The sequence below is a fragment of the Cellulomonas sp. P2_F12 genome (genome assembly GCF_056403775.1).
The window spans coordinates 696,775-709,641 of the sequence record NZ_JBFUEV010000001.1; the positions used below are offsets into that span (position 1 = coordinate 696,775).

The 12,867-nt window shown below is 73.1% G+C and carries 14 protein-coding genes; 6 read left to right on the forward strand and 8 right to left on the reverse strand.

Translation table 11 applies throughout. The features are described 5' to 3' along the window. Positions 1 to 4: 4 nt before the first annotated feature. Entirely contained in the window at positions 5 to 1,390 is a 1,386-nt protein-coding gene (locus AC1DWH_RS03235) for a M20/M25/M40 family metallo-hydrolase (protein WP_477092447.1), read from the reverse strand. A 26-nt stretch (positions 1,391 to 1,416) separates the two neighbouring features. Here AC1DWH_RS03235 and AC1DWH_RS03240 point away from each other — a divergent pair, with 26 nt between their 5' ends. Beyond that, positions 1,417 to 1,998 carry a DUF3043 domain-containing protein gene (locus tag AC1DWH_RS03240; protein ID WP_477092448.1) on the forward strand — a complete coding sequence of 194 codons (582 nt, stop codon included), beginning with the start codon at positions 1,417 to 1,419 and terminating at the stop codon, positions 1,996 to 1,998. Between the two features lie 21 nt (positions 1,999 to 2,019). Continuing rightward, complete coding sequence (locus AC1DWH_RS03245; RefSeq protein ID WP_477092449.1) at positions 2,020 to 3,030, forward strand: aldo/keto reductase family protein; 1,011 nt, start codon at positions 2,020 to 2,022, stop codon at positions 3,028 to 3,030. A 40-nt stretch (positions 3,031 to 3,070) separates the two neighbouring features. Here AC1DWH_RS03245 and yczE read toward each other — a convergent pair whose 3' ends face one another. Beyond that, positions 3,071 to 3,703 (reverse strand): membrane protein YczE, encoded by a 633-nt coding sequence (gene yczE / locus AC1DWH_RS03250; RefSeq protein ID WP_477092450.1) that lies wholly within the window; start codon positions 3,701 to 3,703, stop codon positions 3,071 to 3,073. 23 nt (positions 3,704 to 3,726) lie between these two features. Continuing rightward, positions 3,727 to 3,870: a hypothetical protein gene (locus AC1DWH_RS03255; protein ID WP_477092451.1), complete on the reverse strand. Its 144-nt coding sequence runs from the start codon at positions 3,868 to 3,870 to the stop codon at positions 3,727 to 3,729. Between the two features lie 63 nt (positions 3,871 to 3,933). Between AC1DWH_RS03255 and yczR the strand changes: the two genes are divergently transcribed. Further along, the gene (yczR, locus tag AC1DWH_RS03260) at positions 3,934 to 5,394 is read left to right on the forward strand and encodes a MocR-like transcription factor YczR (protein WP_477092452.1); all 1,461 of its coding nucleotides are present in this window, start codon (positions 3,934 to 3,936) and stop codon (positions 5,392 to 5,394) included. Here yczR and AC1DWH_RS03265 read toward each other — a convergent pair whose 3' ends face one another. Genes AC1DWH_RS03265 through AC1DWH_RS03280 form a run of 4 tightly spaced genes read right to left on the reverse strand, consistent with a single transcriptional unit; the run spans position 5,395 to position 7,452 of the window. After that, the gene (locus AC1DWH_RS03265; protein WP_456846246.1) at positions 5,395 to 5,607 is read right to left on the reverse strand and encodes a hypothetical protein; all 213 of its coding nucleotides are present in this window, start codon (positions 5,605 to 5,607) and stop codon (positions 5,395 to 5,397) included. Further along, the gene (locus AC1DWH_RS03270) at positions 5,607 to 6,671 is read right to left on the reverse strand and encodes a quinone-dependent dihydroorotate dehydrogenase (RefSeq protein WP_477092453.1); all 1,065 of its coding nucleotides are present in this window, start codon (positions 6,669 to 6,671) and stop codon (positions 5,607 to 5,609) included. Before AC1DWH_RS03270 ends, AC1DWH_RS03265 begins: the two co-directional genes overlap by 1 nt. A 5-nt stretch (positions 6,672 to 6,676) precedes the next feature. After that, complete coding sequence (locus tag AC1DWH_RS03275) at positions 6,677 to 7,096, reverse strand: hypothetical protein (protein ID WP_456846248.1); 420 nt, start codon at positions 7,094 to 7,096, stop codon at positions 6,677 to 6,679. After that, positions 7,093 to 7,452 carry a hypothetical protein gene (locus AC1DWH_RS03280; RefSeq protein WP_477092454.1) on the reverse strand — a complete coding sequence of 120 codons (360 nt, stop codon included), beginning with the start codon at positions 7,450 to 7,452 and terminating at the stop codon, positions 7,093 to 7,095. The genes AC1DWH_RS03275 and AC1DWH_RS03280 overlap by 4 nt, the downstream gene beginning before the upstream one ends. Positions 7,453 to 7,515: 63 nt before the next feature. On the opposite strand from AC1DWH_RS03280, the gene AC1DWH_RS03285 reads away from it, so the two are divergent. Further along, entirely contained in the window at positions 7,516 to 9,000 is a 1,485-nt protein-coding gene (locus AC1DWH_RS03285) for a leucyl aminopeptidase (protein ID WP_477092455.1), read from the forward strand. A gap of 18 nt (positions 9,001 to 9,018) precedes the next feature. On the opposite strand, the gene AC1DWH_RS03290 is transcribed toward AC1DWH_RS03285, so the two are convergent. Beyond that, a complete protein-coding gene (locus AC1DWH_RS03290) occupies positions 9,019 to 9,357 on the reverse strand; it encodes an oxidoreductase (protein ID WP_456846251.1) in 339 nt (112 codons plus the stop codon). A 175-nt stretch (positions 9,358 to 9,532) separates the two neighbouring features. On the opposite strand from AC1DWH_RS03290, the gene lpdA reads away from it, so the two are divergent. Then, positions 9,533 to 10,933 carry a dihydrolipoyl dehydrogenase gene (gene lpdA, locus AC1DWH_RS03295; protein WP_477092456.1) on the forward strand — a complete coding sequence of 467 codons (1,401 nt, stop codon included), beginning with the start codon at positions 9,533 to 9,535 and terminating at the stop codon, positions 10,931 to 10,933. Between the two features lie 30 nt (positions 10,934 to 10,963). Beyond that, positions 10,964 to 12,799 (forward strand): 2-oxoglutarate dehydrogenase, E2 component, dihydrolipoamide succinyltransferase, encoded by a 1,836-nt coding sequence (gene sucB, locus AC1DWH_RS03300; protein ID WP_477092457.1) that lies wholly within the window; start codon positions 10,964 to 10,966, stop codon positions 12,797 to 12,799. Positions 12,800 to 12,867 lie beyond the last annotated feature (68 nt).

A 12,867-nucleotide genomic window follows, 5' to 3' on the forward strand; every position in this document is an offset into this window, starting at 1 on the left:
CGCCTCAGCGGGCCGCGAGACGCTCCAGCAGCAGCGCCTCGGCCAGCACGACCTTCTCCAGCTCGCCGAGGTGCACCGACTCGTTCGCGCCGTGCGCGCGGCCGTCCGGGTCCTCGACGCCGGTGACCAGGATCGAGGCGTCCGGGAAGACCTCGAGCAGGTCGGCGATGAACGGGATCGACCCGCCGACCCCGATGTCCACGGGGTCGGTCCCCCACGACTGCGCGAACGCCCAGCGGGCGGCCTGCATGGCCGGGGAGTCCCGCGGCGCCTGGAACGGCTTGCCCTGCTCGCCGTCGGTCACGGTCACGCGCGCGCCGAACGGGGCGTGGTCGACCAGGTGGGTGCGCAGCGCGGCCATCGCGGCGGCGGGGTCCTGGCCCGGGGCGAGCCGGACCGAGAGCTTGGCCGAGGCCCGCGGGGTGATCGTGTTCGAGGCGCTGGCCACGCGGGGCGCGTCGAAGCCGATGACGCCGATCGCGGGTCGCGTCCAGAGCCGTGCGGTGATCGGTCCCGTGCCGGCCAGGCGCACACCGTCCAGCACGCTCGCGTCCGCGCGGAACGTCGCCTCGTCGTAGTCGACGCTCGGGTCGGGCGCGTGGACCAGGCCCTCGACCGCGACGTCGCCCTGGTCGTCGTGCAGCGTCGTGATCAGCCGGGCGAGCAGGGTCGGCGCGTCAAGGATCGCCCCGCCGAACATGCCGGAGTGCACCGCGTGGTCCAGGACGGCGACCTCGACGACGCAGTCCACGAGCCCCCGCAGCGACGTCGTCAGCCCCGGGACGCCGATCGCCCAGTTCGACGAGTCCGCGACCACGATGACGTCCGCCTCGAGCAGGTCGCGGTACGCGTGCAGGAACGCCGTGAAGGTGGGCGAGCCGATCTCCTCCTCGCCCTCGACGAAGACCGTCACGCCCACGCCGAGCTCGTCGCCGAGCACCCGCAAGGCACCGACGTGCGCGATGACGCCCGCCTTGTCGTCGGCCGCACCGCGCCCGTAGAGCCGTCCGCCGCGCTCGGTCGGCTCGAACGGCCGGCTGTCCCAGTCGGCGTCGTCGCCGGGCGGCTGCACGTCGTGGTGCGCGTACAGCAGCACGGTCGGCGCCCCCTCGGGGGCGAGCCGGCGGCCCACCACGGCGGGCGCGCCGCCGGGCACCGACAGCACCCGGACGTCGTCGAGCCCGGCGCCCCGCAGCAGCGCCGCGACGGCGTCGGCGCTGGCGGCCACGTGCGCCTGGTCGAACTCCGCGTTCGACACGCTGGGGATGCGGACGAGGGCCTCGAGGTCGGCGCGCAGCCCACCGAACGCGGCGGCGGCTCGCGAGCGGAGCGCGTCCGTGCGGTCGCCGGGAAGGATGGTCGGGTGCGAGGAGGCGTCGGTCACGGACAAGCACGCTACTCGACTACCCTGGCGGGGTGTTCGGACGCAGCAACGACCCCCAGCCCGTGACTCCCGCCCTGAGCGAGAGCGCACCGCCGCCCACGGACGCGGGCAAGGGCCGTCCGACGCCGAAGCGCAAGGTCTCCGAGGCGGCGAACAAGCGCCCGCTGGTGGCGCCGACCAGCAAGCGGGCCACCCGTGAGCAGGCCAAGACCCAGCGCGACATCGAGTACCGGGCAATGCAGACCGGCGACGAGCGCAACATGCCCGCCAAGGACCGCGGCCCGGTCCGGCGCTACATCCGCGACTCCGTCGACGCCCGCTGGAACCTCGGTGAGTTCTTCCTGCCGATGGCGGCAGTCTTCCTGGTCGCCCAGTTCGCGCTGGCCAAGACCGCGATCGCCTTCTTCGCGATCCTCGCGCTCTACGTCTACATCATCGCCGCGTCCATCGACGCCTGGCTCATGTGGCGCAGCCTGAAGAAGCGCGTGGTCGCCAAGTTCGGGGCCGCCCAGATCCCGCGCGGGGTCGCGATGTACGCCGTCCTGCGGGTGTTCCAGATCCGCCCGGCGCGGCTGCCGAAGCCCCAGGTGAAGCACGGTCAGCACCCCTCCTGAGCCCGCCGTAGGGTTGCGGGCATGGTTTCCTACCGCTACCTGGGCCGTTCCGGCCTGAAGATCACCGAGATCACCTACGGCAACTGGCTCACGCACGGCTCGCAGGTGGAGAACGACACCGCGAAGGCCTGCGTGCGCGCCGCGCTCGACGCGGGGATCACGTCGTTCGACACCGCCGACGTCTACGCCAACACCAAGGCCGAGACCGTCCTGGGCGAGGCCCTGAAGGGCGAGCGGCGCCAGTCGCTCGAGATCTTCACCAAGGTCTACTGGCCCACCGGACCCGGCGGCGCCAACGACATGGGCCTGTCGCGCAAGCACATCCTCGAGTCCATCGACGGCTCCCTGGAGCGCCTCCAGACCGACTACGTCGACCTCTACCAGGCGCACCGGTACGACGAGTCGACGCCGCTCGAGGAGACGATGCAGGCGTTCGCCGACGTGGTCCGCGCGGGCAAGGCGCTCTACATCGGCGTCTCGGAGTGGACCGCGGACCAGATCCGCGCCGGCCACGCCCTGGCCAAGGACCTCGGGTTCCAGCTCATCTCCAACCAGCCGCAGTACTCGGCTCTCTGGCGGGTCATCGAGGGCGAGGTCGTCCCGACGTCCGAGGAGCTCGGGGTGTCGCAGATCGTCTGGTCCCCCGTGGCCCAGGGCGTGCTCACCGGCAAGTACAAGCCGGGCCAGGCGCCGCCCGAGGGGTCGCGCGCGACCGACGAGAAGGGCGGCGCCCGGTTCATCGGCCGCTTCCTCGAGCAGCCCGACGTGCTGCAGCGGGTGCAGGACCTCACGCCGGTCGCGGACGAGCTCGGCCTGTCGCTGGCCCAGCTCGCCGTGGCGTGGGTGCTGCAGAACCGGAACGTCGCCGCGGCGATCATCGGTGCCTCTCGGCCCGAGCAGGTCACGGAGAACGTCAAGGCGTCCGGCGTGACCATCCCGGCGGAGCTGCTGGCCCGGATCGACACGATCCTGGGCGACTCCGTGGTGTCCGACCCGGCCGAGACGGCCAAGAACGCGCCGCCGGCGCGCTGACGCGACGGTCCGGCCCCGGTGCACCCGGGGCCGGACCTCGTCAGACGGCGACCGGCTCCTTCACCTCGGCGGGCACGGTCAGCCGGGGCAGGAACACGTGCACCAGCGGACCGATCGCCAGGGCGTAGGCCAGCGTCGCGAACCCGACGGTGCCGCCCAGCAGCCAGCCGACGGAGACGACCGCCACCTCGATGCTCGTCCGGACGAGCCGCACCGAGCGCCCGGTCCGGCGCACCAGGCCCGTCATGAGGCCGTCGCGCGGGCCCGGTCCGAGCCGGGCGCCCACGTAGAGCCCGGTCGCCAGGCCGTTGAGCACGATGCCCCCGGCGGCGAGCGCGATGCGGACGCCCATGGCGTCGGGCAGCCCGTCGAACAGCGCGAGGAACGGGTCGACCAGGATGCTGATGACGACGACGTTGGCCACCGTGCCCACGCCGGGACGCTGGCGCAACGGGATCCAGCAGGCGAGCACGACGAGGCCGACCAGCAGCGTCACCATCCCGAACGACAGGCCGGTGCGGAGCACGATCCCCTGGGTCAGCACGTCCCACGGCATGCTCCCCAGACCCGCGTCGACGAGCATCGCGATCGAGACCGCGTAGAGGACGAGGCCGACGAGCAGCTGCCCGCCCCGACGCACAGGGCGGGCGTCAGAGGTCCTCCACGACCGCACCGCGCGAGCATACGCACGGGCCGTCACGTGAGCTGCTCGAACCAGTCGCGGTGCGACGCCGGCGGCGGCCGGTGACCGAGGCCGTCCGCCCGGACGGCCCGCACCAGGGCCACGACGATGCCCGCAAGGACTCCGACCGCTATCAGTAGCCATATCCACGTGCTCATGGGAAGCAATGCTGGCTCGTAAGTGGCATCGCCCGGAATAGCCACTTCTGGCATAGTGGCCTCATGGCGACGACAGAGCTCCCCGCGGACCGCCGGATCGGCGGCCACCGCCTGGGCACGGTCCTCGGCGCGTGGCAGAGGCCGGGACCCGCGTACGTCGCCCTCGCCGACGCCCTGCGGGCCGCGATCCTCTCGGGCGCCGTGCCGCTCAGCACCCGCCTGCCCAGCGAGCGAGAGCTCGCCGACGCCACGGGCGTGTCCCGCACGACCACCACCGCGACGTACGGGCTGCTGCGCGACGAGGGCTACCTGGTGAGCCGGCGCGGCTCGGGCACCGTCACCACGCTCCCGGCCGGTCCGGGTGCGCGGTCGTCGATGGCGGGGTCGGTCGGCGACGAGCCCGGCATCGTCGATCTCGCCGTGGCGGCACCGTCGGCCCCGTCCTCCCTGCACGGCGCCTACCTCGCCGCACTCGAGGCCCTCCCCCGGCACCTCACGGGGACGGGCTACGCGCTCCTCGGCGTACCTGTCCTGCGGGAGGCGATCGCGCGCTGGTACACGCTGCGGGGCACACCGACGACGCCGGACCAGGTGCTGGTCACCACGGGTGCACAGCAGGCCATCCACCTGCTGGTGGCCTCGCACGTCGGCCCGGGCGACCGCGCGGTCGTCGAGCACCCGACGTATCCGCACGCCATCGACGTGGTGCGGTCGGTCGGCGCCAGGCCCGTCCCCGTACCGTCGGGCGAGGACGGACTGGACATCGACCTGCTCGAGTCGACGCTGCGGCAGGTCGCGCCGCGACTCGTCTACCTCATCCCCAGCCACCGGAACCCGACGGGCACCAGCATGAGCGACGAGGACGGCGCGCGGGTGCGTGCGCTGGCCCGCCGGTACCGCACCGCGATCGTCGGCGACGAGGTGCTCGCGGAGCTGACCATGGACGGGCCGGCCCCCGGCTCGTTCGCGGGCGACGGCACCGCGGCCGCCTACGTGATCTCCATCGGGTCGGCGTCGAAGAGCTACTGGGGTGGCCTGCGCGTCGGCTGGGTCCGGGCGCACCCCGACCTGGTCAACAGGCTGGCCACGACCCGCGCGCACGTCGACCACGGCACTGCGGTGCTCGAGCAGCTGGTGGTCGCGGAGCTGCTCTCCCAGTCGGAGGATCTGCTCACCGGCCGCCGCGAGGCACTGCGGGACCGCCGCGACCTGCTCGTCGGCCTTCTGCTGGACCAGCTGCCGTCGTGGCGGTTCGAGGTCCCCGCCGGTGGCCTGTCGCTGTGGGCCGACCTCGGCGCCCCCGTGTCCAGCGCGCTCGCGGCGATCTCGACGCGGCACGGCGTCCGGGTGGTCCCCGGCACCGCGTTCGGCGTGGACGGCAGCTTCGAGCGCAACCTGCGCCTGCCGTTCAGCACGACCGCCGAGAACCTGCGCCGGGCCGTGACAGGGCTCGCCGATGCATGGGCAGGCCTGGGCATCACGGAACCGGCCCCCGGACCCGCCCGGGTCCACGCGCTGGTCTGATCAGATCAGCGGGAGCGCGAGCGTGGGCGTGGCCTGCGCGCCCTCGTGCAGCAGGCCCACCGCGTGCACGCCCTGCGCGGCGAGCGTGCGCCAGTGCTCGCCGAGCCACTGCTCCGCGTCGTACTGCGTGGTGAACACCGGGCTCACGGGCCGGTCGAGCGCGAGTCCGTCCGGGCCGTCGAATCGCCACTCCCACTGCGGTCGCAGCACCATCAGCGCACCACCGTCCGTCGGGCCGAGCCACGCAGCGCCTGGTCGGCCGCCAGCGCGCGGGCGATCCGCGACGGGTACGCGGGCCCCTCGTAGATCAGTCCCGTGTAGCCCTGGACGAGCGTGGCGCCGACGGCGACGTACTCGCGGGCGTCGGCCGGGGTGGTGATGCCGCCGACCCCGATGATGACCGCGTCCGGACCGAGGCGGCTGCGCAGTCTGGCCACCACGTCCAGGCCCCGGGCCAGCACCGGCGGACCGGAGAGGCCGCCGGGTCCCAGGTCGTGGCCGATGGTCGTGTTGACCGCGACGATCCCGTCCAGCCCCAGCTCGGCGGCCAGCTCGGCGACCGCGTCGACGTCGTCGTCGGACAGGTCCGGCGCGATCTTGACCAGCAGCGGGACGGTCGCGAGCCCCGCGGTCGCCGTCGCCTCGTCGGCCGCCACCCGGGTGGCCTCGAGGATGGGCCGCAGCGCCTCGACCGACTGCAGGTCCCGCAGGCCCGGGGTGTTGGGGGACGACACGTTCACGACAAGGTAGTCGGCGTAGGGCGCGAGCCGGCCGGCGCTGGTCGCGTAGTCGGCGGGCGCCTGCTCGGCGGGCGTCACCTTCGTCTTGCCGATGTTGACGCCCACCACGAGCCGACGACCCGCGGGCGTCGCGCGCAGCCGACGCAGTCGCGCCGCCACCGCCGCGGAGCCCTCGTTGTTGAAGCCCATCCGGTTGCGCAGCGCCCGCTGGTCGAGCACCCGCCACAGGCGGGGAGGCTCGTTGCCCGGCTGGCCCTGCGCGGTCACGGTGCCCACCTCGACGAACCCGAAGCCGAGCATGGTCAGCCCGGCGACGCCCACGGCGTTCTTGTCGAACCCGGCGGCGAGCCCGAAGCGCGACGGGAAGCGCCGCCCCCAGACCTCGACGCCACCGTCCGGCGACGAGGCGAACAACCGGCTCACGACGTCCCGCAGCACCGGGACCTGCGCGACGACCCGGATGAGCCGGAACGCGACCTCGTGCGCGCGCTCGGGGTCCATGCGGCGGAACACGAGGTCGAAGAGCAGGCGGTACACGCTGTTCACCCTAGGTCGTCGGGGGCGGACCGGCCCGTGCGCCACAGCCAGAGCAGGCCGAGGAACGGGAGCACCAGCGGCACGTACCCGTAGCCCTGACCGAACGCCGACCACACCGTCTCGTCGGGGAACTCCCCGACGTCGACCAGCGACAGCACCCCGACCGTCAGCACGCCGGCCAGCTCGATCGAGACCGCCCACCACGCGAGCCGCCGCCAGTCCTTGGCCAGCGCGATCGTCGCGACGACGTAGACGAGTCCCGCCGCGAGGGACAGCAGGTAGGCGACCGGTGCCTCGTCGAGCTTGGTCGTCACCTGGTAGATGCCGCGGGCCGTGGCGGCGAGCGCGAGGATGCCGTACACCGCCACGAGCAGGCGGCCGGGGCCGCTCCCCGTCGATCGATGCCCAGCCGGTCGGTCGGTCACACGGTCCCCCAGATCTGGAGCAGTCGGAGTTCGAGGAACGCCACGGTCAGCGCGGCGACGAGCAGGACCACCGAGCTCCACCGGGTCCGCTCGGCGAACGCCCACGCGGCGGCGATGGGCAGGATCAACAGCTGGGTGATGACGTAGCCCCACAGGAGCACGCCGTCGACGTCGGGGCTGCCGGTCGCCGCGAGCACCCCGGCGACCATGGCCTGGACGAGAAGCACGGCCTCGATGACCGCCCCGCCCCAGAGCTGGCGCAGGATCACCGCGCGGTCCCGCACGACGAACCAGAGCGCCCAGCCGCCGAGCGCGAGGCACAGCGCGGCCACGAGCAGCGCGAGGGGCACGATCACGGTGCCCCACCGTACCGGCGGTGACCGGGCGACCCGTCCACCGTCCGGAACTATCATCGGTCCGTGACCGTCTCGCTGACCTCCCACGACCCTGCCCGCCTCGCCGTCGACGCCCTGGTCGTCGCGGTCGCCCAGCAGGACGGCGAGCCGGCCGTCCTGGGCGCCGAGCGCCTGCCCAAGGACCTGCGCGCCCAGCTCGCGGACTCCGCGGCGCTCGGGATCACGGGCGCGGCCGACGAGGTCCGCCGGCTCCCCGGCACCGGCCTCGTCGCGAAGGTGCTCGTGCTCACCGGCGTCGGACCGGCCGACAAGGTCACCCCGGAGGCGCTCCGCCGAGCCGCCGGTGCCGCGACGCGCGAGCTCGCCGGCGTCGCGACCGTGGGGATCGCGTTCCCGGCCGACGACGTCGCCTCCGTGGCCGCGGTCGCCGAGGGCGCCCTCTTCGGTGCGTACTCCTACACGCGCTACCGCGCCTCCGAGGCCGCCAAGCAGGCGCCGGTCGGCGCGATCCAGGTGGTCACGGCCCACCCGCGCGACCGCGCCGCACTGGCGGCCGTCGCCCGCGCGGAGGTCGTCGCCGCGGCGATCCACGGCACGCGCGACCTGGTGAACGCGGCCCCGAACGACCTGTACCCCGCCGCGTTCGCCGAGCTGGCGAAGACGGCCGCGAAGGACTCCGGCGCCAAGGGCCTGAAGGTCACCGTGCTCGACGACAAGGCGCTCGCGGCGGGCGGCTACGGCGGTCTGATCGGCGTCGGCCAGGGTTCCGTCCGCGGCCCCCGCCTGGTCAAGGTCGCCTACTCGCCGTCGCGGCCCAAGGCCAAGGTCGCTCTCGTGGGCAAGGGCATCACCTTCGACTCGGGTGGCATCTCCATCAAGCCCGCCGCCGGCATGGAGGCCATGAAGTCCGACATGGCCGGCGCCGCCGCGGTGCTGCACACGGTCCTCGCCGCCGCGCGCCTCGAGCTGCCCGTGGCCGTCACCGGCTGGCTCTGCCTCGCGGAGAACATGCCGTCCGGGACCGCCCAGCGCCCGTCCGACGTGCTGACGATCCGCGGCGGCAAGACCGTCGAGGTGCTCAACACCGACGCCGAGGGCCGCCTGGTGATGGCCGACGGCCTGGTCGCCGCGGTCGAGGAGAAGCCGGACGTCGTCATCGACATCGCCACCCTGACCGGGGCCCAGCTGGTCGCGCTCGGGCACCGCGTGTCGGCCGTGATGGGCACCGACGACGTGCGCGGCGAGGTCGTGGCCGCGGCGGAGACCAGCGGCGAGCTGTTCTGGCCGATGCCGCTGCCGGCCGACCTGCGCGCCGGGCTCAAGTCGAAGGTGGCCGACCTGGCGAACATCGGCGACCGCTTCGGCGGCATGCTGACCGCCGGGATCTTCCTGCAGGAGTTCGTCGGCCAGACGCCGTGGGCCCACCTCGACATCGCCGGGCCGGCCTACAACGAGCGGACCGCGCACGGCTACACGCCCGTGGGCGGCACCGGCGTCGGGGTGCGGACGCTGCTGGCCCTGATCGAGGGCCGCGCGCCCGCCGCCTGAGGCGGGGCCGGTCGGCCGCTAGGCGTGCTTGCGCTTCTTCGCGAGCCGCTGCCGCGAGTTCCAGTCCCGGACCCGCTGCGGGTAGCCGGTGCGCTGCACGTCGTACACGGGGATCGCCATGTCGCGCGCGAGCTGCCAGGCGGTCTCGGGGTCCGGCACCCGGCGGCGGGTCCACTCGCCATCCGTGGCGACGAGCATCATCGTCGTCGGCGTGTCGTTGGTCCGGGGCTCCACGTAGGCCTCGACGCCGACGCGCGTCGCGACGAAGTCCTTGAGGTGCGCGAGCGTCGCCTCACGCGCGTCGCGATCCGTCGGCGCGTCGGTGGCGGCCGGCTTGCGGCGCGAGAACAGGCCCATGGCGCACGAGAGTAACCTGCGAACCTGCCGGTCGTCGGGGTGTGACCGAGCAGACGGAACACCAGTCATGGGACGACTGTTCTGCTCATCACATGAGCGCGCGCGGCGTCCGGGTCGTTCCAGGCCTGTGGGGATGACAGGATGGTCGGCGAGCTCGAGACCACCAAGTCTGCGTATGAGGAGTCTGCACGTGGCCGACACGAACGGCACCGCTTTCGACATCGTCGTCCTGGGCGGAGGTAGTGGCGGCTACGCCGCTGCGCTGCGCGCCGCACAGCTGGGCAAGTCCGTCGCCCTCGTCGAGGCGGACAAGGTCGGCGGCACCTGCCTGCACGTGGGCTGCGTGCCCACCAAGGCGCTGCTGCACGCCGCCGAGCTGGCGGACAACGCCCGCGACGGGGCCCACTTCGGGGTGCACACCAGCCTCGACCACATCGACATGAACGGCGTGAACGAGTACAAGGCGACGGTCATCGGCCGCCTGTACAAGGGCCTGCAGGGGCTCATCAAGTCCCGCAAGATCACCGTGTTCGAGGGCTACGGCAAGCTCGTCGCCAAGGACGCGGTCGAGGTCGACGGCCAGCGCATCACCGGCGAGTACATCGTGCTCGGCACCGGTTCGTACGCGCGCTCGCTGCCCGGTCTCGAGATCGGCGGCCGCGTGATCACGTCGGACCAGGCGCTCCAGCTCGACTGGGTGCCCAAGTCCGTGATCGTGCTCGGCGGCGGCGTCATCGGCTCCGAGTTCGCCAGCGTGTGGAAGTCCTTCGGCGCGGACGTCACCATCATCGAGGCGCTCCCCCACCTGGTCGCCAACGAGGACGAGGCGCTGTCGAAGGCGTTCGAGCGCCAGTTCCGCAAGCGCGGCATCAACTTCAACCTCGGCGTCCGCTTCGGCGGCGTGACCCAGGACGACAACGGCGTGCACGTCACGCTCGAGGACGGCAAGACGTTCGACGCCGACCTCCTCCTCGTCGCCGTCGGCCGCGGCCCGCGCACCTCCGGCGTCGGCTACGAGGAGCAGGGCATCACGCTGGACCGCGGCTTCGTCATCACCGACGAGCGCCTGCACACCGGCGTCGGCAACATCTACGCGGTCGGCGACATCGTCCCCGGCCTGCAGCTCGCGCACCGCGGGTTCGCGCAGGGCATCTTCGTCGCGGAGGAGATCGCGGGCCTCAAGCCGGCGGTCATCGTCGAGTCGGGCATCCCGCGCGTGACGTACTCCGACCCCGAGGTCGCCTCGGTGGGTCTCACGGAGGCGCGCGCCAAGGAGGTCCACGGGGCCGACGGCGTCGAGACGCTCGAGTACAACCTCGGCGGCAACGGCAAGAGCCAGATCCTCGGCACGCAGGGCTTCATCAAGCTCGTGCGCCAGAAGGACGGCCCCGTCATCGGCGTCCACATGATCGGTGCGCGCGTCGGCGAGCTCATCGGCGAGGGCCAGCTCATCGTGAACTGGGAGGCCTACCCCGAGGACGTCGCCTCCCTCGTGCACGCCCACCCCACGCAGAACGAGGCCCTCGGGGAGGCGCACCTCGCGCTCGCCGGCAAGCCGCTGCACGCCCACAACTGACCTCACGAATCGAAGGAGACACGAGCGGTCATGTCCGACAACGTGCAGCTGCCCGCACTCGGTGAGTCCGTCACCGAGGGGACCGTCACCCGCTGGCTGAAGAACGTGGGCGACACGGTGGAGGTCGACGAGCCGCTGCTCGAGATCTCGACCGACAAGGTCGACACCGAGATCCCGTCGCCGTTCGCCGGCGTGCTCGAGCAGATCCTGGTGCAGGAGGACGAGACCGTCGAGGTCGGTGCCACGCTCGCCGTCATCGGGTCCGGCCAGGGCGGCGGAGACGCCGCTCCCGCAGCCGAGGCGGCGCCCGCCGAGGAGGAGAAGCCTGCTGAGCAGGAGGCTCCCGCACAGGAGCAGGCCCCCGCCGAGGAGCCGGCCGCCGAGGCAGCGCCCCAGGAGCAGTCCGTCGAGTCGCACGAGGAGCCCGCCGCTGCGCCGGCCGCCTCGGGCGACGGCGGGGCCAGCGAGAACGTCACGCTCCCCGCGCTGGGCGAGTCCGTCACCGAGGGCACCGTCACCCGCTGGCTCAAGGCCGTGGGCGACGACGTCGCGGTCGACGAGCCGCTGCTCGAGATCTCCACGGACAAGGTCGACACCGAGATCCCGTCGCCGTTCGCCGGCACGCTGCAGCAGATCCTGGTGCAGGAGGACGAGACCGTCGAGGTCGGCGCCGTCCTCGCCGTCATCGGCTCCGGGGCGGCGCCCGCCGCTGACGCTCCCGTTGCCGAGCAGAAGGCGCCCGAGGCCGAGCAGAAGGCCCCGGAGCCGCAGACCGCGCCGGAGCCCGCCGCCGAGCAGGAGTCGGCCGCGGCCACCCCCGCGCCGGTCGCGACCGCGACGCCCGTCCCGGCGACGCCCGCGCCCGTGCCCGCCACCCCGGCTCCGGCCGCGGCTCCCGCGCCGGCGCCCTCCGCGTCCGGCACGTACCTGACTCCGCTCGTGCGCAAGCTCGCGGCGGAGAAGGGCGTCGACGTCGCCGCACTCGTCGGCACCGGCGTCGGCGGCCGTATCCGCAAGGAGGACGTGCTCGACGCCGCGGCGAAGGCCGAGGCCGAGAAGGCCGCCGCCCAGGCCGCGAAGGCCCAGCCGGCCGCCGCACCCGCCGCCGCCTCGGCACCGAAGGCTGCCTCCGTCCCGGCGGTCTCGCCGCTGCGGGGCACCACCGAGAAGGCCAGCCGGCTGCGCCAGATCATCGCCGAGCGCATGGTCGACGCGCTGCACTCGCAGGCGCAGCTCACCACGGTGGTCGAGGTCGACGTGACCAAGGTCGCCCGGCTCCGCGCGAAGGCGAAGGAGGACTTCAAGGCACGCGAGGGCGTCAACCTCACGTTCCTGCCGTTCTTCGTCCTCGCCGCGGTCGAGGGGCTCAAGGCGTTCCCGAAGATCAACGGCGTGCTCGAGGGCAACCAGATCACGTACCACGCACAGGAGAACGTCGGCATCGCGGTCGACACCGAGAAGGGCCTGCTCGTCCCGGTGATCCGCGACGCGGGCGACCTGAACCTCGCCGGCATCTCACGCAAGATCGTGGACCTGGCCGGTCGCACCCGCCAGAACAAGGTCACGCCCGACGAGCTCAGCGGCGCCACCTTCACGGTGACCAACACGGGCTCGGGCGGCGCGATCATCGACACCCCGATCGTCCCCGGCGGCACGTCGGCGATCCTGGGCACCGGTGCGATCGTCAAGCGCCCGGTGGTCATCCAGGACGCGGACGGCGCCGAGGTCATCGCGATCCGGTCGATGTGCTACCTGTCGCTGTCGTACGACCACCGGCTGGTCGACGGCGCCGACGCGTCGCGCTATCTCATGGCGGTCAAGAACCGCATCGAGGAGGGCGCGTTCGAGTCCGAGGTCGGCCTCTGACGCACGGCAGCACCTGATCGTCCGACGGCCCGGCTTCCCGCGAGGGGTGCCGGGCCGTCGACATGTCG